Raw genomic sequence first — 22067 nt, forward strand, 5'->3', positions numbered from 1 at the left:
GATTCAAATTAAATCTATCTGTTCTTTTTTAGTTTTTGCAGTAGAGAAATGGATGCAACTTTTATGGAAAGCTGCACCAAATATCTTTATAATTCATAAGATAAAATGAGACTTGATACAAAAATAAAAAGAGAGTGAGGTGGCAAAGAATGAGTGATTGCACAAAAGGTACAGGATTATTAAGTAATTTTTTTGGAGGTGGCGGTGTAGGTGTGGGTATACCCCAGACTAGTCTGCTGTTCTTCTTTCTATTGTTGGTAATTATTTTCTGCAACTGCCCATGCTTTAAGGATTCAGGAGATAGTCTACTATTCTTCTTCTTGATTTTAGTAGTATTATTTACTGGCGGTAACATATGTGGCATATAAATTTGCAAGGTTTATCCTTGGTATATTAAGGCAGATGGGTTTTATCTATCTGCTTAAATACCAGTAACCATTTTAAAATTTTCACATAGTATATATTAAGGCTAGAGATAGTCCTAATAAGAATATAAGGAGGGTGCTATAAATGAGTGAAGTTATTAAAAAAGATGTTCTTGGTGGTTTCTTCGGTGGCCAAAGTAGTATACTATTTTTCTTCCTATTACTAGTCATTATCTTCTGTAACTGCGGTATCTTTAGAGGAACAGGAGACAGCTTATTATTCTTCTTATTGTTACTAGTAGTATTATTTGGTGGAAGATATTTCTGGGTTTAATGTTTTAGTTGATTAGCAAAGTAAAGGGGTAGATAGGATCTACCCCTTTACTTTGCTAATTATGAGACTACAACTTTTTCTTTTTAGTAGAATTTGTTATAATAGAAATAAAGAATTATGGCAAAAAGTGGTGGAAGAAATTTTGCTCTTGATGGATAAATTAATAGAAGATACTATCTATGTTTATAAAGTGAAAAAACTAAGATAAATGAAATTTGGAGGGAGACACTTTCTATGAATTTTGTATTAGATACGCATTGCCATACATTGGCCAGCGGTCATGCCTACAGTACCATACAAGAAATGGCAGCACATGCTGCTACGATAGGATTTGAGTTAATCGCTATAACGGATCACGGTCCTAAAATGCCAGGAAGCACTCATTCTCTATATTTTAAAAACCTTCGCGTAATTCCAAGAAAAATAAATGGGGTAGAAATTTTAAGGGGTGTAGAAGTAAATATTTTGGATCACCGTGGAAAGCTGGATATTCCTGAAGGTGTTTTAGAAGAACTAGATATTGTTATTGCTAGTTTTCATCACCCTTGTATAAAACCTGGTTCAGTGGAGGAGAACACTAATACCCTAATCAATCTAATAAAAAAGCCTTACATAAATATTATTGGGCATCCAGGGAATCCTTCCTACCCTGTAAATATCGAAAAGGTGGTGGAGGCTGCTAAGGAATATCGTACTCTGATAGAAATCAATAATAGCTCTTTAAAACCAGACAGTTTTAGAACAGGAAGTAAAGAAAATTGTTATAAAATCTTAGAAGCCTGTAAGAAGAAGCAAGTGCCTGTAGCTATAGGAAGTGATGCGCATATTGCCTTCGATATAGGACATTTTCCTTTTGCTAAGGAAATGCTGGAGAGACTGCAGATGCCGGAAGAATTAGTGGTAAATACTTCGGTTGATAGATTAAAGGCTTATATAAAATGAGATTTAATTCAGGGGAGTTTTTCACTCCACCTAAATTGTAGTCGAAGTTACTTCGGGATGTATTGCTAAGACGCCCACTTTAAGAATCAGCGTTATTTTTTTAAATAGTTAAAACTCTTTTTCATTTAAGAATAAGAAGAGGTTTTAGCTATTTTTTTTATGAAAAAGAATAATGAACTGTGAATTTATAAACAATAATAGTTAGTTATATCTACTTAAACTTAGAGAGGAAGGAGTCAAATGCCAGAGGAACTTAGAGTCAAGGAAAAAAACAATCTTGAAAAGCCCCTACCGAAGGAACATTATGAAAAACTGGAGGAATATATAGACAGTTTACCTTCCCTAGAAGGCAGGCTAATACAAGTATTGCACCATGCCCAGGATATTTTTGGGTATTTGCCAAGGGATGTTCAATTATTTATTGCCAGAAGATTAGGGGTAACAGGGGCAAAGGTAAACGGTGTTGTTACCTTCTATACTTACTTTACAGAGGAACCAAGGGGAGAATATGTCATTAATGTTTGTACAGGCACCGCCTGCTTTGTAAAGGGGGCCAACAAACTATTGGAGGCCTTTCAAGAAAAATTAAAGGTATCTGTAGGAGATACAACAGAGGACAGAAGGTTTACTTTGAAGGATGTTCGATGCGTGGGAGCTTGTGGCTTGGCACCGTTGGTGGTGATTAATGATAAAGTCTACGGACGAGTAAAACCAGAGGAAGTAGAAGGCATCTTATCTGAATATCAACAATAGGAGGTGGAAAAATGAAGACAGTAAAATCCTTAGAGGCATTAAAGAAGCTTAGAGAAGAAGCTAGTAAAGATTTAGGTATAAGAAAGACCAGTCATGAGAAGGCAAAGGAAATCGATGAAAAAAACCATTCCTCCCATATATTAGTCTGTGGAGGCACTGCCTGCGAATCTCAAGAAAGTAGAGAAATCATGAACCATCTTCAAGAGGCGTTGAAAAAAGCAGGATGCCATGAAACTGTGCAGGTTCTCAAGACCGGCTGTTTTGGGTTCTGCGAAAAGGGTCCGATTGTTAAGATTTATCCTGACCATGTTTTTTACGTAGAAGTGAAGCCGGAGGATGCAGAAGAAATTGTTAGAGAACATATCCTTGAAGGAAAAAGGGTAGAAAGACTGCTTTATGAAGAGCCTACCTTGGGAAAGAAGATTGAAAAGCAAGAGGATATCTCTTTTTATCACAAACAGATGCGTATTGCTTTGAGGAATTGTGGTTTTATCAATCCAGAGAACATTAGAGAATACATAGCAGAAGATGGTTATCTTGCCCTTGGAAAAGTGCTGACAGAGATGACCCCTAAAGAAGTTATACAGATTGTTAAGGATAGTGGACTAAGAGGCAGAGGCGGTGGAGGATTTCCCACCGGCTATAAATGGGAACTTACCTATAGAAACAAGAACGATTTGAAATTTGTTATTTGCAACGCTGATGAAGGAGATCCTGGGGCCTTTATGGATAGAAGTATCTTAGAAGGAGATCCCCATAGTGTATTGGAGGCGATGAGCATCGCTGGTTATGCTATTGGTGCAGAAAAGGGATATATCTATATTCGAGCAGAATACCCATTGGCGATTGAAAGACTAAACATTGCTATAGAACAAGCCAGAGGATATGGGTTTTTGGGAGAAAAAATATTTAATACGGATTTTAACTTTGATATTGAGCTTAAGTATGGGGCAGGAGCTTTTGTCTGTGGTGAAGAAACTGCCTTAATCAACTCTGTAGAGGGAGGTAGGGGGGAACCAAATGCAAAACCACCTTTCCCAGCAGAAAGTGGATTATGGGATAAACCCACTTCCGTAAACAATGTAGAAACCTTTGCCAATATTCCACAGATTATTTTAAAGGGTGCGGAATGGTTTAGCGGTATAGGTACAGAAAAAAGTAAAGGCACCAAGGTCTTTGCCTTGGCGGGCAAAGTAAACAATGTTGGTTTAGTAGAGGTACCTATGGGCATTACCTTAAGGGAAATTATCTATGACGTTGGTGGTGGTATCAGGGATGGCAAGAAATTCAAAGCTGTCCAGACTGGGGGGCCCTCAGGAGGGTGTATTCCTGAAGAAGACTTAGATATCCCAATTGATTATGAAAGCTTAAAGGAAGTAGGCTCTATGATGGGATCAGGGGGAATGATTGTTATGGATGAAGACGATTGTATGGTGAATATATCAAAGTTTTATCTAGAGTTTGCGGAGGATGAATCCTGTGGCAAATGCACGCCCTGTAGAATCGGCAATAAGAGACTCCATGAAACCTTAATAAAAATTACTAACGGCAGAGGGACGGAGGAGGATTTAAAGAATCTAAAAGATCTAGGGGAAATGATCAAAGATGCTTCTCTTTGCGGCCTAGGGCAGAGCTCTCCCAATCCTGTTTTAAGTACAATGAAGTACTTTACTGACGAGTATCATGAACACATATTTAACAAAAACTGCCCAGCTGGCGTATGTTCCATGGGCAAGAAGAAAAAAACAGTAGTTTCTCCAAAAAGCTAGGGAGGGTGATAAGATAACCATGGCATGAGGCTTAAATCGTCATCCCGAAGATTGCAAAGAATTTTATAGTAAAATAAAAAATATAGATGAATTCGTGCTAATAAAAAGTAAATATCTATATAGATAAAGGTGGTGCAAACTTGAAGGAATATGTTAAAGTGACTATTAATGATAAAGAAGTAGAAGTGCCAAGAGAATATACAATCTTAAATGCAGCAGTGGAGGCAGGAATTAAAATCCCTACCTTATGTCATTTAGATTTGCATGACTTAAAGATGGTAAATCGTACCGCCTCCTGTAGAGTATGTATGGTGGAAGTGGAAAACAGACCTGGTCTCGCCCCTGCCTGTGCAACACCTGTAAATGACGGTATGGTGGTTCGTACGGATACAGTTAGAGCAATAAAAGCTCGAAGAATGGCTGTAGAATTACTGCTTTCCAATCATCCTACAGACTGTCTCATTTGTCAGAGAAATTTAAGATGTGAGTTACAGGCACTTGCCCAAGAACTGAATATACGGGAAATTCATTATTCAGGAAAGCGGAATAAGTATCACTTAGATACCTCCAGTCAAGCCGTTATTAAAAATCAAGATAAGTGCATCTTGTGTAGACGGTGTGAAACTGCCTGCAATGAAATACAGACTTGTGGGATTCTATCGGCTTTAAACAGAGGATTTGAAACTGTAGTAGGACCAGCCTTTAACTTACCGATGGTAGAAACCTCCTGTACCTACTGCGGCCAATGCGTAGCGGTTTGTCCCACCGCCGCATTGACAGAGGTAAACCATACAAGAAAGGTATGGAAGGCATTACATAACCCCGATAAGTATGTAGTGGTACAGGTGGCGCCTGCTATCCGCGTGGCATTAGGCGAATTATTTGGCATGGAGGCAGGAACCATTGTAACAGGAAAGTTAGCGGCGGCTTTGAGAAAACTAGGGTTCGATCAGGTTTATGATACTGAGTTTGGTGCAGATGTAACTATTATGGAGGAGGCAAAAGAATTAATTCATCGTCTGGAAACCGGTGGACGTCTACCGATGTTGACCAGTTGTTGTCCCGCTTGGGTAAGCTTTATTGAACATCAATTCCCAGATATGATCGACGTACCTTCCACTTGTAAATCCCCCCATATTATGTTTGGTACCTTAGCAAAAACCTATCTAGCAGAGAAGATGGGAATTGATCCTAATAAAATGGTGGTGGTTTCTGTTATGCCCTGTGTTGCTAAAAAAGCAGAGGCAGCTAGAACAGAGCTGAGTCTTGACGATCATGACAATGTAGATATTGTTATCACTACAAGAGAATTAGGCGATATGCTAAAGGAGGCAGGTATAGATTTTGATAAGTTAGCAGATGAAGATTTTGACCATCCTCTTGGAGAATCTACCGGTGCAGCCAGTATCTTTGGTACAACCGGTGGGGTAATTGAAGCGGCTATGCGTACAGCCTACGAATGGGTGACAGGTGAAACCTTAGAAAATGTAGAATTTCAACAGTTAAGAGGGATGGAGGGGCTAAGAGAAGCCACTGTAGATTTAAAAGGGCAGGAAATAAAGATAGGGATTGCTCATGGATTGGGTAATGCTAGACAGCTTTTAGAGGACATCAGAAACGGCAAGGGAGAATACCATGCGATTGAAATTATGGCCTGTCCTGGTGGCTGTATTGGCGGCGGTGGTCAGCCTTATCACTATGGTAATGATGAAATCGTAAAAAAACGTCAGCAAGCCATTTATAGAGAGGATCAGAGGAAAAGCATCAGAAAATCCCATGAAAATCCTGAGGTTATTAAGCTCTATAAAGAGTATCTAGGAGAGCCCTATGGAGAACTGGCGAAGAAACTATTGCATACAAAGTTTGAAGCGAAGGAGAGAATATAAAGAAGATTCTACCAATAAAGAATTTTTGTTAGAAAAGACTTGCCATAGAGATAGCATTATGATATCATGGATAATAAATAAAGACAGCTACCCAACGTTGTGTAGTGTTGAAAGAGCGGCGAAGCTTGCAAGAAAGAAAATATTTTTTCTTTGCAGGCTTTTCTATGTTTTTGTACCAAGACTGTAAAGGGGTGACTTGATGGCTATAGAACCAGCTAAAGCTCAAGAAAGATAGCTTATGTGTTTTAAATCAATTGTATAGTGGGAATAAATGAATTAAGATAATCAACGGAGATTATGAAAGTATCAAAGGAGGAAGGTGCCATGAAAGGGCGAGTGGTAATAGCCGATGACGAACCTATTACTAGAATGGACATAGTAGAAATGTTGTTGGAAGAAGGCTACGATGTTGTAGGTGAAGCCTCAGATGGATTTGATGCAATTGAGTTGTGTAAAAAGTATAAACCAGATTTGGTACTAATGGATGTTAAAATGCCTTTATTGAATGGCTTAAAGGCAGCTGAAGTAATCAATCAAGATGAGCTGGCAGAATGCATTGTATTGGTAACCGCCTATAGCGGAAAAGAATTTGTAGAAGAGGCTAAGAAAGCAGGAGCGATGGGGTATATTGTTAAACCCATCAATGAAAAAAACCTATTGCCTGCTCTAGAGGTGGCGGTATCTAAAAGTAAAGAGTTTAAAGAGATGAAACAACAGGTGAAAAAAGCACAAACGCAGTTGGAGGACAGAAAGCAAATTGAAAGAGCAAAGGGGATTTTGATGAAAACTGAAGGGCTTTCAGAGGAGGAAGCCTACAATAAAATAAGGACATTAAGCATGTCCAAAAGACGCTCTATGGGTGAAATAGCAAGGATTATTACGATGAATCAATAAGGATACTAAGGGGTGAATGGATGTTAAGGGAGCTTTGTGAAACCTATACGCAACTATCCGATACAGATATTCTTATTCTAGAAAATCTAAAGCAAATGTTACCACTGATCTCTAGAGCGATTAAAGCAGATGTCTTCATCGATTGTCTAACCAATATCCCCAACATCGCTGTCGTCGTGGCAGAAGCTAAACAAACGCAGGAAGAATCCATGTACCAGCACTCAGTTGTCGGGAAATTTGCTTTGGGAGAAAATGAACCTGCTGCTTTACGAACACTAGAAACCGGGGTTTCCTCCAGGGATTTAAAGGCATTGACACAGGAGAACAAAACAGTTAGACAAAGTGTAGAGCCTATAAAGAATAAGAAAGGTCAAGTGATTGGTGTTTTGATTATTGAACAAGATATTACAAAGCATATTAAGAGAGACAAAGAGATGAAGGATCTATTGGAAACAACAGAAAAGCTAACAGAAACCTTAAGTACGTTGAAGGGTGCAGAAAATACAATTATCCATCATGTAAATGAAGCCATTATTATGTTTAACAGCAATGGCACTGCTACTTATTGCAATCCTGAGGCCCATCAACTTTATAAAAAACTGGGTTATCAAGACGAAATTGTTGGATTAGCCTTCAGCAACTTAGCATTAAGTGGCAGGAGCTTTTCTGGCATTGTGCATAACAATTTTGTCAATGTAGAAGAAGTGAAAATAGGAAAATTATCCCTCCGTGTGAAATATGTGGCTATGGAGGATGAAAATAAAATTACCGGAATCATTATGATTATCAATGATGTTACAGAGGTAAAGGAAAAAGAAATGGAACTGATTTCAAAATCTGTTGCCATTAGTGAAATACATCATCGTGTGAAGAATAATTTGCAAACCATTGCCAGTTTGTTGAGGCTGCAGTCACGACGCATTCACCAGGATAAAGCAAAGAAAGCCTTCAACGAAAGTATTAGTAGAATTTTAAGCATTGCCATTACCCACGAACTGCTAGCTCAAAATGGTGTGGATGATGTTGATTTGCGAACCATCTTAGAAAGAATGAAGGAGAGTACATTGGATTATGTGGTATCTCCAGAAAAAAATATCAGTATTCAAATCAAAGGAGATCATATCACTGTAAATTCTAATAAAGCTACCTCTATTGCACTGGTTGTGAATGAGCTTTTACAAAATTCCTTAGAACATGGTTTTGAAGGAAGGAAAGATGGTCAAATTGAAATTACGATTCAAAAGGGTGAAATCTATACGCAGGTTACTGTAACCGATAATGGTGTGGGCTTTGATACAGAAAAGCCTCAAAGAAAAAGTCTGGGGTTAAGCATCGTCAACAGTATTGTTCGAGAAAGACTTTACGGTAATCTTCAAATGAATTCCAGTAGTACTGGAACGGAAATACGGTTTAATTTTAAAAACGAATAAATAAAGCACAACGGCGTGCTTTTTAAAGGCGATGGGGCCAGGGATTTATGAAGACACATAGATTCTTGGCCCCATTGTCTTTATAGATAACCAATTTTATAGCTTAACAAAATACGCCCTCCTGCGGTTTCAGAAATGAACAATGTTAACAATTCATTCCATTGAAAAATCCTAAAATTTGCAAACTCGCTAACGCTCAAACATGCAAATTTCTTTACGGATTTTCCACTTACATGAATTGAACATTGTAGTCATTTCCTGCAAATGCATGCGGTCTGCATTTTGTCAAGCTTTGTAGGTGGTTATCTATATAGGGGAAGGGAGGAAAAATTTTGAGAGAAAACATTTTTAGTGTAGGTATTGATATTGGAACATCCACTACGCAGTTGGTATTTAGCAAACTTACCATTGAAAACACAGCTTCCATGACAGCAATTCCTAAAATACAAATTATTGATAAAGAAATTATCTATAGAAGTGATATACATTTCACACCATTGCTATCAGAAACAAGAATCGATGGAGATGCTGTTAGAAAAATCATTGAGATGGAATATAAAAAAGCAAATATCTCCTTTGAAAAAATTGATACAGGGGCGGTAATTATTACAGGAGAAACTGCTCGGAAGGAAAATGCCAATGAAATCCTCAACACCCTCAGCGGTTTAGCCGGTGACTTTGTGGTGGCTACTGCAGGCCCAGACCTAGAAAGCATTATTGCCGGCAAGGGGGCAGGGGCAGGAAAATTTTCTAAAGAAAAGGCCTGCACTGTGGTAAACCTGGATATTGGCGGAGGTACAACCAATATAGCTATTTTCAAAAATGGTGAAGTAGTGGATACTGCTTGTCTTGACATTGGAGGGCGTTTGATTAAGTTTGAGGATGACCAATTAAAGGTAAACTATGTTTCCAGCAAAATAAAAACATTAGCGAAGGATATCGGAATCGATGTTCAAGTAGGCAAAAGACTGTCGGTAGATGAAGTAGAAGGTATATGCAGAAGAATGGCAGATATTTTGGCGGAAAGCATAGGGGTGATTCCTGCAACTCCTCTTCTACAAGAGATGCTGACTGGGACTTCTTTAAAATGGGAGAAGGAAATCGATTTTATTTCTTTTTCAGGAGGTGTGGCGGATTGTATCTTTAACAAGGGAAGTATCCCCCTTTTCCGATATGGCGATATCGGTATACTTCTTGGAAAAGCTATAGCCGCCTCCCCTTGGTTAGAGACTTCCAAAGTCATCCAAGCCAGTGAAACCATTGGAGCAACAGTTGTGGGGGCAGGAACTCATACAACAGAGATCAGCGGTAGTACCATCACCATTGAAGCATCGATTTTACCTATGAAGAATATTCCTATTTTACGATTAAGCAGAGAGGATGAAGGACTTGATCATCACCAACTAAGTCGTAGGATTGCTGAAAAACTAGATTGGTTTCGTTTAGAAAATGATCATCAGTTGGTGGCCTTAGCCATGAAGGGGATAAAAAACCCAGGCTTCCAAGAGATACAAGCCTTAGCAAAAGCTATCATTGAAGGGATGGACAATAAGCTGGGGGAAAAGGAGCCGCTGATTATTATCGTTGAAAATGATATGGCAAAGATACTGGGACAAGGCATTCAGGCCCACCTGCCCCAAAAAAGGGATGTCCTCTGTATTGATTCAATAAAAGTTGATAATGGGGACTACATTGATATCGGTAAACCTTTGGCCAATGGCAAAGTAGTACCTGTGATTATAAAAACCTTGGTATTAAATTATTGAACATAGAAGGGAGATAGAACATGCTATTAAAAACAAAATTATTTGGTACAGTTTATCAGTTTAAAAGCTTAAATGAAGTGATGGCCAAAGCCAATGAGGAAAGATCAGGAGACAAACTGGCTGGACTGGCGGCAGCTTCTATTACAGAAATGATAGCAGCCAAGGAAGTGTTAAGCAATCTAACATTAAAGGACATCAGAAACAATCCAGCTGTACCCTATGAAAAAGATGAAGTGACTAGAATTATTCAAGACGGTGTGAATGAAAAAATCTATGGAGAAATTCAGAACTGGACAGTTGCTGAATTACGAGAATGGATTTTAAATAGTGAAACCACCAGCAGTGATATTAGAAGAATCAGCAGAGGATTGACCAGTGAGATGGTGGCAGCGGTGGCTAAACTCATGTCTAATTTAGATTTGGTCTATGGTGCAAAAAAAATCATCGTCACTGCCCACTGTAATACAACCATCGGTCAGGCAGGAACACTGGCCTATAGACTTCAACCGAATCACACAACTGACAACATAGAAGGAATTAAGATATCTCTCTACGAAGGTCTAAGTTATGGGGTAGGGGATGCTGTACTGGGATTGAACCCTGTAAATGATACAGTAAACAGTGTAAAGAATGTCTTAAAACTATTCGAAGAAGTAAAGCAACAGTGGCAAATTCCTACACAAACCTGTGTACTAGCTCATGTGACAACCCAGATGGAAGCCATCAGACAAGGAGCACCCTCAGACTTGATTTTTCAAAGTATAGCAGGAACTGAGAAGGGAAATGAAGCCTTTGGTGTAAGTGACAGTATTCTATCTGAAGCCCGAGAACTTGTATTAAAGGAAGGAACTTCTACAGGACCAAATGTCATGTACTTTGAAACAGGTCAAGGCTCTGAGCTTTCTTCAGATGCCCATATGGGGGTAGACCAAGTCACTTTAGAAGCAAGATGCTATGGATTAGCTAAAAAGTATCAGCCATTCTTGGTGAATACCGTTGTTGGCTTTATTGGACCAGAATACTTATATGACAGTAAACAGGTAATTCGAGCAGGTCTTGAGGATCATTTTATGGGTAAACTATCGGGGATTCCAATGGGGGTAGATGTATGTTATACCAACCATATGAAGGCGGATCAAAACGATGTTGAAAATCTAAGCGTTCTATTAGCCAGTGCTGGATGTAACTTCCTGATTGGAACACCTGCAGGAGATGATATTATGCTTAACTATCAAAGCTCGAGTTTCCATGATGCCCCTACTTTAAGAGAATTGTTAAATCTAACACCGATTCCTGAATTTCAGCAGTGGTTAGAAAAAGTGGGAGTTTATGAAAATGGCAGATTATCCAAACGGGCTGGAGATGCATCTATTTTTTTCAGTAAATAGCCCAAGGGTTTCAGTAAGCTACAAACCTTTACCTTTCTTAAAGCTGGGAGATAAGGGCTTGTCGTAAAAAAATTTAGATAAAAAGAAAAAGGAGGGCATTTCATTGGTTTCAGAACAAGCAATCAAGGATATGGTTCAGCAAATTATTCAGCAGCTGTCCATAGATAAACAACAAGTCGCTGAAGAGAAGGATCTACAAAACACAGATACAAAGGTTGAAACAGAAGTACCTTTAGACGATACAGAGTTAAAGGATTTGACAGAGATAAAAATGCAGGATTACTTTGCAGTACCTGACCCAGCCAATAAGGAAGTTTATTTAGGGCTGAAGGAAAGTACCCCCGCTCGGGTGGGGATTTGGAGAGCAGGACCCCGTTATCGCACAGAAACATTACTGAGATTTAGAGCGGATCATGCTGTTGCTATGGATGCTGTTTTTACGTATGTCTCTGAGAAATTTTTAGAAGAAATGGGACTGTTTTCAGTGAGCACCCTATGCCGTGATAAAGATGAGTATGTGACAAGACCTGATTTAGGTAGAAAATTTAGTGAAGAGGCAATAGCAACCATTAAAGAAAGGTGCGTAAAAAATCCTCAAGTGCAAATTTATGTTTCTGATGGTTTAAGTTCAACAGCTATCGAAGCGAATGTTAAGGATATTTTGCCATCTATCATGCAGGGATTAGAGAACTATGGGCTAAAGGCAGGAACACCCTTTTTCGTAAAACATGGCAGAGTGCCAGCAATGGATGTTGTTTCAGAAGCCCTTGATGCCCAAGTAACGATAGTATTAATCGGTGAACGGCCAGGGTTAGCTACTGGAGAAAGTATGAGTTGTTATATGGCGTATCGTGCAAAGGTGGGTATGCCTGAATCCAGAAGAACTGTTATATCTAATATTCATAAGGGAGGTACATCTGCCACAGAAGCAGGAGCTCATATTGCTCATATTATTAAGGAAATGATAGAACAAAAAGCAAGCGGCTTAGATCTAAAGCTGTAAATATAAAGAATGGAGTGAAGAACATGAAAAATGATGCACTGCGTGCTTCTGTCCTAAGCGTAAAAATCATTCCTAATCTAAGTTCTGATATGGTAAGAGAACTGAAGCTGGAGCAGGGACATAGAAGTATAGGAATCATTACTGCCGATAGTGATGATGTAGCTTATACAGCTCTGGACGAAGCTACGAAAAAAGCAGATGTCAAGGTGGCTTATGCAAAATCCTTCTATGGGGGTGCCGCCAATGCCAATACAAAACTGGCAGGAGAGTTCATAGGCATTATCTCTGGACCGAATCCTGCTGAAGTAAGAAGTGGTGTGGATGCTGTCACTGAATTTATTGAAAATGATGCTTGTTTTTATAGTGCAAATGAGGACGATTCTATTGCATATTATGCCCACTGTATCTCCAGAACAGGTTCCTATTTATCGCAGGTGGCAGGTATCAAAGAAGGAGAAGCTTTAGCTTATGTCATAGCACCACCTCTAGAGGCACTGTATGCCTTAGATGCGGCTATGAAGGCAGCAGATGTTCGCATGGTATGTTTCTATGGTCCCCCTACTGAAACCAACTTTGGCGGTGGGTTATTAACAGGAAGCCAATCTGCATGCAAGGCAGCATGTGATGCTTTTGCGGAAGCTGTAAAGTTTGTGGCAGATAACCCTACAAATTATTAAAGTGAGTTGAGTTTATGATGCGCTATAATGCACTGGGACTACTAGAAACCTATGGTTATACGGCAGCAGTCACAGCCTTAGACGCTGCTTTAAAGACAGCAAATGTCACACTAAAAGACTTTAAAACTGTCGGCGGCGGTTTAGTGACGATGATGATAGAGGGAGATGTGGCAGCTGTTCAGGCGGCGATTGAAGCAGCAAGTGCTGTTGCAGCAACAGTAGGTTCAGTGATTTCTCAACATGTGATTCCAAGGCCAGATATCCAGCTAAAGCTTTTGTTTCAAGAATTTTCTCCCGGCAATCAAGCAGCCCCAGAGTCAGTAGAGGAAGAAAGGGTACAAAAGGAGACGAAGGATTCGGTGATTCATCTTCATGGGAAAGAGATGAAGATTATGTCCAAAAAAGATCTCTATAGAATGAAGGTGGTGGATCTGAGAAAAGTTGCTAGGGGATTAAAAGATTTTTCTATGGAAGCACAAAAAATCAAATTTGCCAATAAAGCAGAGCTGGTAGGTGCTATATTAAATTATTTGAAGATGGAGGTGGAATAAATGAATTTGCTGGATAAAGATTTAGTATCCATTCAAGAGGTAAGAAACATGGTGGCAAAAGCCAATAAAGCTCAGCAGGAATTTGCTAAATTTAGCCAAGAAGCCATTGATCAGATTGTCTATGCCATGAAGGAAGCCGCTTATCCTCAGGCAGAGTTTCTTGGACAGCTGGCTTCTGAAGAAACAGGGTTTGGTAAATGGCAAGATAAGAAAATTAAAAACGAAATTGCCAGCAAAGGTGTATACGATCATATTAAAGAGATGAAAACCATTGGAATCATTCATGAGGATCAAGAAAAAAGGATAGTAGAAATTGGGACACCAGTTGGTATCATTGCTGCCTTAATTCCCTCTACCAATCCAACTTCTACCGTGATTTATAAAACACTCATTGCATTAAAATCTGGGAACGCTATTATTTTCAGTCCCCATCCAAATGCCTTAAAAAGCATTTTAAAGACAGTAGAGATTTTAAATAAAGCTGCTGTAGAGGCAGGGGCACCAGAAGGATTAATTCATTGTATGACCATGCCAACCCTAGAGGGAACCAATGAACTTATGAAACATAAAGACGTAGATTTGATTTTAGCTACTGGAGGCTCCGGCATGGTGAAGGCAGCCTACAGTTCAGGAACACCAGCTCTAGGGGTTGGGCCTGGAAATGTTCCTGCCTTTATTGAAAGAAGTGCCAATATAAAAGAAGCAATCGAAAAAATTGTTTCAAGCAAAACCTTCGATCATGGAACCGTCTGTGCATCGGAGCAGGCGATTGTAACAGAAAGGTGTATTGCTGAAAAAGTAAAGGAAGAAATGAAGCGTCAGGGAGGCTATTTCCTAGCTGGAGACCAGCTGGCAAAGGTAACGGCAATTATGGAAACGGCTTCAGGAGGAATGAACCCTAAAATTGTAGGAAGATCCGCCCAGGATATCGCGAAAATAGCAGGAATTGAAATTCCAAAGGAGACAAAGATACTTCTTTGTGAAGAAAAGAGGGTTGGAAAGCATATTCCCTTCTCCAAAGAAAAACTTACCGCACTCTTGGCCTTTTATACAGTTGAAGACTGGCAAGAAGCTTGTGAGCTTTGCTACTGTCTATTAGAAAATGGCGGGTTAGGACATACCCTGGTGATTCATTCTCAGGATGAAGCGATCATTAGAGAATTTGCTCTAAAAAAACCGGTTTCTAGATTTTTGGTAAATACCCCATCAACTCAAGGGGCCATTGGTCTAAGTACAAACCTTGCACCATCCTTTACCTTAGGTTGTGGAGCTATTGGTGGAAGTGCTACATCAGATAATGTAGGACCGATGCATTTGATCAATATCCGAAGAATGGCCTATGGCATAGAGGATTGCAAAGAAACAAAAAAGACAGAGGAATTAAACAACATAGATATTGAAACAATTACCCAATTGGTGATGGAAAGCTTAAAAAATAAACTTAATTAATCTAAAGGAGGAATTTTAAATGGCAACTTTAAATGCATTAGGAATGATTGAAACAAAAGGATTAGTAGGTGCAATTGAAGCAGCAGATGCAATGGTAAAGGCGGCAAATGTCACCTTGTTAGGTAAGGAGCAAATTGGCGGTGGTCTAGTAACTGTGATGGTAAGAGGAGATGTTGGTGCGGTTAAAGCTGCTACAGATGCTGGTGCAGCTGCTGCAGAAAGAGTTGGAGAATTGGTTTCTGTACATGTTATTCCAAGACCTCATAGCGAAGTAGAAGTCATCCTTCCACAAGTAAAAGAATAAATACAAATTCCTCTTGGATCAAAACCTTGATCTGAGAGGTTTTCATTGATGAAAGGGAGGGAGCCTATGAAGGTTTTAACAGAAGCAGGACTTCGAATGGCGTTCAAAAACAAGTTTCCCGAAACCTATTCCGTCAGTTCAAGGGTATTAGTAACCCCTTCAGCAAGAGAATATTTGAAAGAAAAGAAAATTGCATTGATCATTGAAGAAGAAGGGGATGCAGAAAAACAAGCTACAACATCAACCACCTCTGTGGAAACAAAGCAAGAGAGAAAAGATCAAGTTCCCCCTAAATATAAGTGCTATTACCATGGAGGATTTTTTGAAAAGAAGCCTGAACATATGACACAGCTTCACGGAAATTTCCTCGTCAACAAAGATCACCCTAGAATTCACTTAAGAGGAAAACTGGATAGCTTTCAGGCTCAAATCCTCGAGGTGCAGGTGTTTTTAGATAGCCTTAAAGAGAAAAAACTTTTAGATGATTTAGGAGAGGTACTTGTCTTTGTTAGAAATATCTTAAGGGCAGAAGTGCTGGAGGAACCCTTTGGTGAATGTAAAATACTGGGATTAGATGAGGAACAGCTAAGAAAAATGTCCCATCATCCAGAAAGGTTCTTTGATGTAAGCCATCTTCTGCCGGAGTATTCTATGGGGGCAGTGCTGATAAAACTAAATACTTTAAGAAGTGCTTCTAGAGAAGTAGAAATCGTTGGAGTGAAGGCCTTTACGGGAGAAAACGGAGAGATAAAAAGAAATGACATTCTTCAAGCACTTAATCGATTAAGCAGTTGTTTGTACATTATGATGTGCCGGTGGCAAGGTGGTCACTACAAGTAGGGGGTGCAGAGGATGCAGGAAGAATTGATCAAACAAATTGTAGAAAAGGTCATGCGGAATATAGAAGGATATCAAGAAACTTCAACGGAAATTCCAGTGGAGGTTTCTGCTAGACATGTTCATTTAAGTAAAGAGCATATGACCGCCCTATTTGGCGATGAGGCGCAGCTAGCTATTTTAAAAGAACTGTCTCAGCCAGGACAATTTCAGTATGATAAACGTATAACCCTGATGGGACCTAAGGGTTCCATCAGTAATGTAGCTATCTTAGGGCCTGCTAGAAAAGATACACAGGTAGAAATATCCTACACAGATGCTAGAACTCTGGGAATTAACCCTCCCTTAAGGGAGTCAGGTAATTTAGAAGATACAGAAGGTGTTATTATTGTTGCAGGTCGCAGGGTAGTCAATATAGACAAAGGGGTTATGATCGCAAAGCGACACATTCATATGACTCCTGAGAATGCCAAAGTCTTTCGTGTAGAGGACGGTCAGCAGGTGAAGGTGAGAATTAAGAGTCAACGACCTGTTGTTTTAGAAGATGTTTTGATAAGGGTGAGCGAAAAATATCGACTTAGTATGCATATTGACCACGACGAAGGGAACGCCGCTGCCTATCAACCAGGAATGACAGGAGAAATCGTAAAGTAATAGGAAATAATACTTATTGTAAAAAATAGGGGGTGATTCAATGGAGATGGAAGCATTGGTTCAAAAAATAACGGAAGAAGTGTTGAAGCAGCTTCGAGAAGGGCAAAGAGAAAGGCAAACCAGTGAAGAACTACAATTCACGAAGAAAGCCTGGGTACTTTTCTCTAGAGAACAAGCCAATCAACAGTATATAACTTATCTAGAGGAGATGGGGATTGCATGTGTATTTTTAGAGGAGTGTACTGAAGATGAAATAAAGCAGATGGACTATATTATTCTGCCTATCTTGCCCTTAAGCAGCTTAGCCCATATTGCTATGGGTATTGAGGGGGATGCAATTTCTAAAAAGGTTATTCGAGGCTTATTGCACGGAAAAGAGGTTTTTGTTTTAAGTGACGGAATGGAGCATCGAAGTTTTGAGAAAAGCAGTCAACCCTATTTTTATCAGATGTACGCAGATTATGAAAAAAAACTGCAGGATTTTGGGGTGAAAATAGGAACACTAGAAGAAATTCTTTCCCCCTCTCAGCAGCAGCCACAACAGCCTATCTCACCAATAAAGCAAGAAAAAACAACAGAGGAAACTTCAATAGATAATAAAGTAATCACTGAAAAAATTTTAAAGGAAATGGACTGTCACCCAAATAGCAGGCTTTGTATAAGACAAAAGGCAATCATTACCCCCATGGCAAAGGATTATATACGAATGAAGAAAATACAAGTCATTAGAGTGTAATGAGGAAGGAAGATAAAATTGATTATTGGCAGAGTAATCGGCAATGTATGGGCCACTCGAAAGGATGAAAGCTTAAATGGACTAAAACTTCTAGTGGTTGAAACTATAGATTATGGTAGAAATCAAACGAAAGAACCTTTTGTAGCTATAGACAGTGTAGGTGCTGGCATTGGAGATCAAGTACTGGTGGTAAAGGGAAGCTCCGCTAGGAAGGTTCTTCAAAGAGAGGATGCAGCTGTGGATGCGACAGTAGTGGGTATCATAGATGAAGTGGAAGTTACATTGCAAAATAACAGTTAGCAAGGGGAGGTAAAATGAATATTTTAGAAAAAATATTTCAAGCCGGCGTTGTTGGGGCTGGCGGGGCTGGCTTTCCAACCCATATTAAGCTGAAGGGTGTAGCAGAATGTTTGTTAATCAATGCAGTGGAGTGTGAACCTTTATTAGAAACCGATAAATTTTTAATACGGTATAAAAGCCATGAAATCGTTGAAACGTTAGGGATTATAGCGGATCAAATTCAAGCAAAAAAAGTTATAATTGGTGTAAAAAAGAAAAACACCAGGGAAGTACAAGCCCTTACAAAAGCCATCGAGACTTTAAATTCAAGGGTAGAGCTTTGTTTCCTTAATAACTTTTATCCCGCAGGAGATGAGCAAGTATTGGTATACGAGCTGACCCAGAGGCAGATTCCCCCTGGAGGTATTCCAAAGGATGTAGGGGTTGTGGTGTGTAATGTAGGTACAGTGGTAAATATCTATGAAGCCCTCCATGAAAAACCTGTCACACACAAATTTATTACAGTTTTAGGGGAGGTGAAAAATCCCTCTATCATTTATGCACCTATCGGTACTTCTCTTGATAAATGTATTGAAGCAGCAGGTGCAGCAACGATACAGGATTATGGTATTATCCTAGGGGGTCCTATGATGGGCAGGATGATAGACAAAAGTCAGCTAAGTCAAGAAGTGGTGACAAAAACAACAGGGGCAATGATCTTGCTGCCTCAGGAACATTTTCTTTTCAAAAACAAGCAGCAGGATTTGGCACAAATGATTAACAGAAGTCGGTCTGCTTGTATCCAATGCTCTTTTTGTACAGATTTGTGCCCAAGAAACCTGATTGGTCATCCTTTGCGCCCCCACCGAATTATGAGAAGCTTGTCAGTAGATAAACAGCAACATGAGATATTAAAAGAAGCTCTTTTATGTTGTGAGTGTGGTGTATGCCAGATTTATGCTTGTCCTATGGGGCTTTCTCCTAAAAGCATCAACGGAGAGATTAAAAACCTCCTTCGAAAGGAAGGGATAAAGTATTCAAATTCACCTGCACAAAGTGAAGTCCATGGCGTGCGGGAATATAGAAAGGTACCAGCAGAAAGACTGTTGTCAAGACTAGACCTTCACAGGTATGCTGGTAAGATTCAGGAGGGATATGCTTGTATAGAAGCTGAAGAAGTAAAAATACCACTGAGGCAGCATATTGGTAAAACAGCAATGCCTATTGTAGAGGTTGGAAGCGTCGTAGAAGCAGGTCAACTGATTGCAACGGTAGAAGAAAAGGATGTAGGAGCCAATATCCATGCCAGTATACAGGGTGTAATTAAAGAAGTAAACAATGAATTTATTTGGATTGAGGCTGGAGAGAAGGTGGTGATGCAATGATAAGAAGTATAGGATTAATAGAGCTGAATAGTATTGCTAGAGGCGTAGAAACAGGGGACACCATGATAAAGGCAGCGGATGTACAGCTATTAAAAGCACATTCTGTATGTCCCGGTAAATATATTATACTCATATGCGGAGATGTGGGAGCTGTTGAAGCCGCCATGGATGCAGGCAAGGAAATAGGTGGCGCTTATGTTGTTGATCATTTAATTTTACCAAGTATACATCCTCAGCTAATTGATGCCATTCATGGTACAAATACTGTCCAAGAGGTAAATGCTATTGGCGTGTTGGAATTTTTTAATATTGCTACCTCCATTGTAGCCGCGGATGCTGCTGCAAAGGCCGCTGCTGTTACCCTTATTGAAATCCGCTTAGGTCTTTCTATAGGAGGTAAGTCCTTTATCACACTATGCGGAGATGTCAGTTCTGTCCAAGAAGCAGTGGAAGTTGGAGCAGTCATCGGGAAAGAAAAAGGCATGATGGTAGAAAAAAGTGTCATCCCATCTCCACGAAAAGAGTTGTTCGAAAAGTTGCTGTAGAAGTAAAAGTCTTCTTATTGAAATACAAAGGTGTTTATTAAAAATTCAAAGGAAGAGGTGTGTTTATGAACATTAATGAAATTATTGTTTATATTATGGTAGCCTTCATGGTATTGGGTGCCCTGGATAAAATCATAGGCAACAAATACGGTTTAGGAGAAAAGTTCGACGAAGGAATCATTGCAATGGGTTCTCTAGCTGTGGCAATGGTGGGGGTTGTATCCTTAGCGCCAGTACTGGCTACAATTCTGGAGCCTATCGTTGTACCGGTTTATACATTTTTAGGTGCAGACCCTTCGATGTTTGCAACCACGTTATTAGCTAATGATATGGGTGGATATCCTTTGGCGATGCAGTTAGCGCAAAGCCAAGAAGCAGGACTATTTGCTGGACTAATCTTAGGAGCTATGATGGGGCCAACCATTGTTTTTACCATCCCTGTAGCTTTAGGTATTATTGAAAAAGAGGATCATAAGTATTTAGCAACAGGGGTTCTAGCAGGGATGATTACGATTCCAATCGGTTCCTTTGTTGGGGGAATCGTAGCTGGTTTTGACATTTCAATGATTTTAAGTAACTTAGTGCCAATTATTTTAGTATCTCTATTACTTTCTCTTGGATTATGGAAAGCACCTGAAAAGATGATCAAAGGCTTCACGGTTTTTGGTAAGGGTGTTGTAGTGGTGATTACAATAGGATTAGCAGCCATTATAGTGGAAACCTTAACAGGGATTGTCATTATTCCCGGTATGGCGCCAGTATCTGAGGGAATCGAAATCGTAGGAGAAATTGCCATTATGCTGGCAGGAGCTTTTCCAATGGTTCATTTTGTAACGAAAGTATTTAATAAGCCCCTAATGAAGCTAGGGAAGCTACTGGGAATGGGGGATGTTGCGGCTGCAGGTATGGTAGCTACTTTGGCCAATAATATTCCTATGTTTGGGCTTATGAAGGATATGGACCATCGTGGAAAAATCATCAATGTTGCCTTTGCAGTGAGCGCGTCCTTTGTTTTAGGCGATCATCTTGGCTTTACTGCTGGTGTAAACCAAGATATGATTTTTCCAATGGTGGTAGGTAAACTAGTAGGTGGTATTACTGCTGTGATGGTGGCTATCTTTATTGCCAATAAAACTGCAGCAAGGGAAAGTGCGGCAAAATAATAGAAACCACTAGACTAAAAAATATAAAGGTAAAACTTGGTGAAAATCAGGTTTTATCTTTATGTTTTTTATGTAAAAGTAGTATAATAGTAAAAAAACGTATTGATTTTAAGTAAGGAGAGATTTTTTATGGAGATAAAAAAATTTGTTGTGGGTATGAACGAAACCAATTGTTACATTATTTATGATAAAAATACCTTGGAGGCTCTCATTATTGACCCGGGGGATGAGGAAAAAGTACTGATTCAGTATATTGATAAACATGCATTAAAGCTTCAAGGTATTCTTTTAACCCATTACCACTATGATCATATAGGCGGAGTAGAAGGACTGAAGAGAAAATACGGCTGCCCTATCTATGCCCATAAAAAGGAAGCGGAAGGATTGCAAAAGCCTGAGATGAATCGATCTAGCATTGGTGGAAGAACAGCTGTATCCATAAAGCCGGATAAGACGTTAATCGATGGAGATATGATTTCCATAGGTACAATCATACTACAGGTGATCCACACCCCTGGTCATACTCCAGGAGGAATTTGTCTTAAGATAAAAGATAGTAGTATCATCTTTACGGGAGACACGATTTTTAGTGATGATTTAGGTAGAACTGACCTAGAGGGTGGCAGTGAAGAAAGTTTAAAGAAAAGTATTGTAAATAAAGTCTCTAAATGGTCGGATGATACCATGATTTACCCAGGCCATGGAGAAGCTGCTTTAATGTTGGAGGTTAAGGGGAGGGGTGTGCAGTACTTAAATTAGTGAAAGAAATACAGGATTTTGGGGAAGGTAGAGAATTGATTAGGCTCTAGCATGTATTATTCTGATTTTTGATTTTATAATGATAATCAAAGACAGATTAATAGAATTGCTGGAGCTTTTTTTATTTATACAAAATATAAAATATATGTAATAAAATGAAAGGTTTTGCGTATTAACATGTGAAATTACTTAGCTAAG

Annotated in this window: 24 protein-coding genes; all 24 read left to right on the forward strand. The window is 39.4% G+C overall.

Translation table 11 applies throughout. The annotated features are described in order from the left end of the window. Positions 1 to 149 precede the first annotated feature (149 nt). The 24 genes from BJL90_RS07630 (at position 150) to BJL90_RS07740 (ending at position 21869) form a co-directional block, all read left to right on the forward strand. Positions 150 to 368, forward strand: a complete 219-nt coding sequence (locus BJL90_RS07630; protein WP_070966142.1) for a hypothetical protein — start codon at positions 150 to 152, stop codon at positions 366 to 368. A 142-nt stretch (positions 369 to 510) separates the two neighbouring features. After that, the gene (locus BJL90_RS07635) at positions 511 to 699 is read left to right on the forward strand and encodes a hypothetical protein (protein ID WP_070966144.1); all 189 of its coding nucleotides are present in this window, start codon (positions 511 to 513) and stop codon (positions 697 to 699) included. Positions 700 to 760: 61 nt separating this feature from the next. Beyond that, on the forward strand, positions 761 to 907 hold the full coding sequence (locus BJL90_RS21850; protein WP_156778735.1) for a hypothetical protein: 147 nt from the start codon (positions 761 to 763) through the stop codon (positions 905 to 907). Between the two features lie 26 nt (positions 908 to 933). Then, on the forward strand, positions 934 to 1641 hold the full coding sequence (locus BJL90_RS07640) for a phosphatase (protein ID WP_070966146.1): 708 nt from the start codon (positions 934 to 936) through the stop codon (positions 1639 to 1641). Positions 1642 to 1881: 240 nt separating this feature from the next. Beyond that, the gene (locus BJL90_RS07645) at positions 1882 to 2394 is read left to right on the forward strand and encodes an NADH-quinone oxidoreductase subunit NuoE family protein (RefSeq protein ID WP_070966147.1); all 513 of its coding nucleotides are present in this window, start codon (positions 1882 to 1884) and stop codon (positions 2392 to 2394) included. 11 nt (positions 2395 to 2405) lie between these two features. Next, a complete protein-coding gene (locus BJL90_RS07650) occupies positions 2406 to 4163 on the forward strand; it encodes a NuoF family protein (protein WP_081561892.1) in 1758 nt (585 codons plus the stop codon). A 140-nt stretch (positions 4164 to 4303) separates the two neighbouring features. Continuing rightward, positions 4304 to 6049 (forward strand): NADH-dependent [FeFe] hydrogenase, group A6, encoded by a 1746-nt coding sequence (locus BJL90_RS07655; protein WP_070966152.1) that lies wholly within the window; start codon positions 4304 to 4306, stop codon positions 6047 to 6049. Positions 6050 to 6373: 324 nt separating this feature from the next. Then, positions 6374 to 6943 (forward strand): ANTAR domain-containing response regulator, encoded by a 570-nt coding sequence (locus BJL90_RS07660; protein ID WP_070966155.1) that lies wholly within the window; start codon positions 6374 to 6376, stop codon positions 6941 to 6943. A gap of 20 nt (positions 6944 to 6963) precedes the next feature. Continuing rightward, positions 6964 to 8373: a sensor histidine kinase gene (locus BJL90_RS07665; protein ID WP_070966157.1), complete on the forward strand. Its 1410-nt coding sequence runs from the start codon at positions 6964 to 6966 to the stop codon at positions 8371 to 8373. Between the two features lie 332 nt (positions 8374 to 8705). Beyond that, on the forward strand, positions 8706 to 10139 hold the full coding sequence (eutA, locus tag BJL90_RS07670; protein ID WP_070966160.1) for an ethanolamine ammonia-lyase reactivating factor EutA: 1434 nt from the start codon (positions 8706 to 8708) through the stop codon (positions 10137 to 10139). 20 nt (positions 10140 to 10159) lie between these two features. Next, a complete protein-coding gene (locus BJL90_RS07675; protein WP_070966163.1) occupies positions 10160 to 11527 on the forward strand; it encodes an ethanolamine ammonia-lyase subunit EutB in 1368 nt (455 codons plus the stop codon). A 103-nt stretch (positions 11528 to 11630) separates the two neighbouring features. Next, a complete protein-coding gene (eutC, locus tag BJL90_RS07680; RefSeq protein WP_070966165.1) occupies positions 11631 to 12530 on the forward strand; it encodes an ethanolamine ammonia-lyase subunit EutC in 900 nt (299 codons plus the stop codon). 23 nt (positions 12531 to 12553) lie between these two features. After that, on the forward strand, positions 12554 to 13207 hold the full coding sequence (gene eutL, locus BJL90_RS07685; protein ID WP_070966168.1) for an ethanolamine utilization microcompartment protein EutL: 654 nt from the start codon (positions 12554 to 12556) through the stop codon (positions 13205 to 13207). 14 nt (positions 13208 to 13221) lie between these two features. Then, positions 13222 to 13758 (forward strand): BMC domain-containing protein, encoded by a 537-nt coding sequence (locus BJL90_RS23135; RefSeq protein ID WP_081561893.1) that lies wholly within the window; start codon positions 13222 to 13224, stop codon positions 13756 to 13758. Beyond that, complete coding sequence (locus BJL90_RS07695) at positions 13759 to 15207, forward strand: acetaldehyde dehydrogenase (acetylating) (RefSeq protein WP_070966171.1); 1449 nt, start codon at positions 13759 to 13761, stop codon at positions 15205 to 15207. Between the two features lie 19 nt (positions 15208 to 15226). Beyond that, the gene (gene eutM, locus BJL90_RS07700) at positions 15227 to 15511 is read left to right on the forward strand and encodes an ethanolamine utilization microcompartment protein EutM (RefSeq protein WP_044823203.1); all 285 of its coding nucleotides are present in this window, start codon (positions 15227 to 15229) and stop codon (positions 15509 to 15511) included. A gap of 66 nt (positions 15512 to 15577) precedes the next feature. Further along, on the forward strand, positions 15578 to 16351 hold the full coding sequence (locus tag BJL90_RS07705; RefSeq protein WP_070966174.1) for a cobalamin adenosyltransferase: 774 nt from the start codon (positions 15578 to 15580) through the stop codon (positions 16349 to 16351). A 12-nt stretch (positions 16352 to 16363) separates the two neighbouring features. Beyond that, complete coding sequence (gene pduL / locus BJL90_RS07710) at positions 16364 to 17002, forward strand: phosphate propanoyltransferase (RefSeq protein WP_070966177.1); 639 nt, start codon at positions 16364 to 16366, stop codon at positions 17000 to 17002. A 40-nt stretch (positions 17003 to 17042) separates the two neighbouring features. Continuing rightward, positions 17043 to 17738, forward strand: a complete 696-nt coding sequence (locus tag BJL90_RS07715; RefSeq protein WP_070966179.1) for a hypothetical protein — start codon at positions 17043 to 17045, stop codon at positions 17736 to 17738. An 18-nt stretch (positions 17739 to 17756) separates the two neighbouring features. After that, positions 17757 to 18038, forward strand: coding sequence for a EutN/CcmL family microcompartment protein (locus BJL90_RS07720; protein WP_044823199.1), 282 nt, complete (start codon positions 17757 to 17759; stop codon positions 18036 to 18038). Between the two features lie 14 nt (positions 18039 to 18052). Then, positions 18053 to 19402, forward strand: coding sequence for a 4Fe-4S dicluster domain-containing protein (locus tag BJL90_RS07725; protein ID WP_070966182.1), 1350 nt, complete (start codon positions 18053 to 18055; stop codon positions 19400 to 19402). Next, positions 19399 to 19947 carry a BMC domain-containing protein gene (locus BJL90_RS07730; RefSeq protein WP_070966185.1) on the forward strand — a complete coding sequence of 183 codons (549 nt, stop codon included), beginning with the start codon at positions 19399 to 19401 and terminating at the stop codon, positions 19945 to 19947. Before BJL90_RS07725 ends, BJL90_RS07730 begins: the two co-directional genes overlap by 4 nt. A 65-nt stretch (positions 19948 to 20012) precedes the next feature. After that, on the forward strand, positions 20013 to 21110 hold the full coding sequence (gene eutH / locus BJL90_RS07735) for an ethanolamine utilization protein EutH (protein WP_070966186.1): 1098 nt from the start codon (positions 20013 to 20015) through the stop codon (positions 21108 to 21110). A 129-nt stretch (positions 21111 to 21239) separates the two neighbouring features. After that, the gene (locus tag BJL90_RS07740; RefSeq protein WP_070966189.1) at positions 21240 to 21869 is read left to right on the forward strand and encodes an MBL fold metallo-hydrolase; all 630 of its coding nucleotides are present in this window, start codon (positions 21240 to 21242) and stop codon (positions 21867 to 21869) included. Positions 21870 to 22067: the final 198 nt, after the last annotated feature.

It is taken from the genome of Clostridium formicaceticum (assembly GCF_001854185.1).
GTDB lineage: Bacteria > Bacillota > Clostridia > Peptostreptococcales > Natronincolaceae > Andreesenella > Andreesenella formicacetica.

Coding starts and splice junctions, on each gene's coding strand:
- eutL (WP_070966168.1), top strand. CDS start 12,554: ATGAAAAATGATGCACTGCGTGCTTCTGTCCTAAGCGTAAAAATCATT.
- BJL90_RS07645 (WP_070966147.1), top strand. CDS start 1,882: ATGCCAGAGGAACTTAGAGTCAAGGAAAAAAACAATCTTGAAAAGCCC.
- BJL90_RS07665 (WP_070966157.1), top strand. CDS start 6,964: ATGTTAAGGGAGCTTTGTGAAACCTATACGCAACTATCCGATACAGAT.
- eutM (WP_044823203.1), top strand. CDS start 15,227: ATGGCAACTTTAAATGCATTAGGAATGATTGAAACAAAAGGATTAGTA.
- BJL90_RS23135 (WP_081561893.1), top strand. CDS start 13,222: ATGATGCGCTATAATGCACTGGGACTACTAGAAACCTATGGTTATACG.
- BJL90_RS07715 (WP_070966179.1), top strand. CDS start 17,043: ATGGAGATGGAAGCATTGGTTCAAAAAATAACGGAAGAAGTGTTGAAG.
- BJL90_RS07675 (WP_070966163.1), top strand. CDS start 10,160: ATGCTATTAAAAACAAAATTATTTGGTACAGTTTATCAGTTTAAAAGC.
- BJL90_RS07640 (WP_070966146.1), top strand. CDS start 934: ATGAATTTTGTATTAGATACGCATTGCCATACATTGGCCAGCGGTCAT.
- BJL90_RS07740 (WP_070966189.1), top strand. CDS start 21,240: ATGGAGATAAAAAAATTTGTTGTGGGTATGAACGAAACCAATTGTTAC.
- BJL90_RS07725 (WP_070966182.1), top strand. CDS start 18,053: ATGAATATTTTAGAAAAAATATTTCAAGCCGGCGTTGTTGGGGCTGGC.
- eutH (WP_070966186.1), top strand. CDS start 20,013: ATGAACATTAATGAAATTATTGTTTATATTATGGTAGCCTTCATGGTA.
- BJL90_RS07650 (WP_081561892.1), top strand. CDS start 2,406: ATGAAGACAGTAAAATCCTTAGAGGCATTAAAGAAGCTTAGAGAAGAA.
- BJL90_RS07660 (WP_070966155.1), top strand. CDS start 6,374: ATGAAAGGGCGAGTGGTAATAGCCGATGACGAACCTATTACTAGAATG.
- BJL90_RS07705 (WP_070966174.1), top strand. CDS start 15,578: ATGAAGGTTTTAACAGAAGCAGGACTTCGAATGGCGTTCAAAAACAAG.
- BJL90_RS07635 (WP_070966144.1), top strand. CDS start 511: ATGAGTGAAGTTATTAAAAAAGATGTTCTTGGTGGTTTCTTCGGTGGC.
- BJL90_RS07730 (WP_070966185.1), top strand. CDS start 19,399: ATGATAAGAAGTATAGGATTAATAGAGCTGAATAGTATTGCTAGAGGC.
- BJL90_RS07695 (WP_070966171.1), top strand. CDS start 13,759: ATGAATTTGCTGGATAAAGATTTAGTATCCATTCAAGAGGTAAGAAAC.
- BJL90_RS07630 (WP_070966142.1), top strand. CDS start 150: ATGAGTGATTGCACAAAAGGTACAGGATTATTAAGTAATTTTTTTGGA.
- BJL90_RS21850 (WP_156778735.1), top strand. CDS start 761: ATGAGACTACAACTTTTTCTTTTTAGTAGAATTTGTTATAATAGAAAT.
- pduL (WP_070966177.1), top strand. CDS start 16,364: ATGCAGGAAGAATTGATCAAACAAATTGTAGAAAAGGTCATGCGGAAT.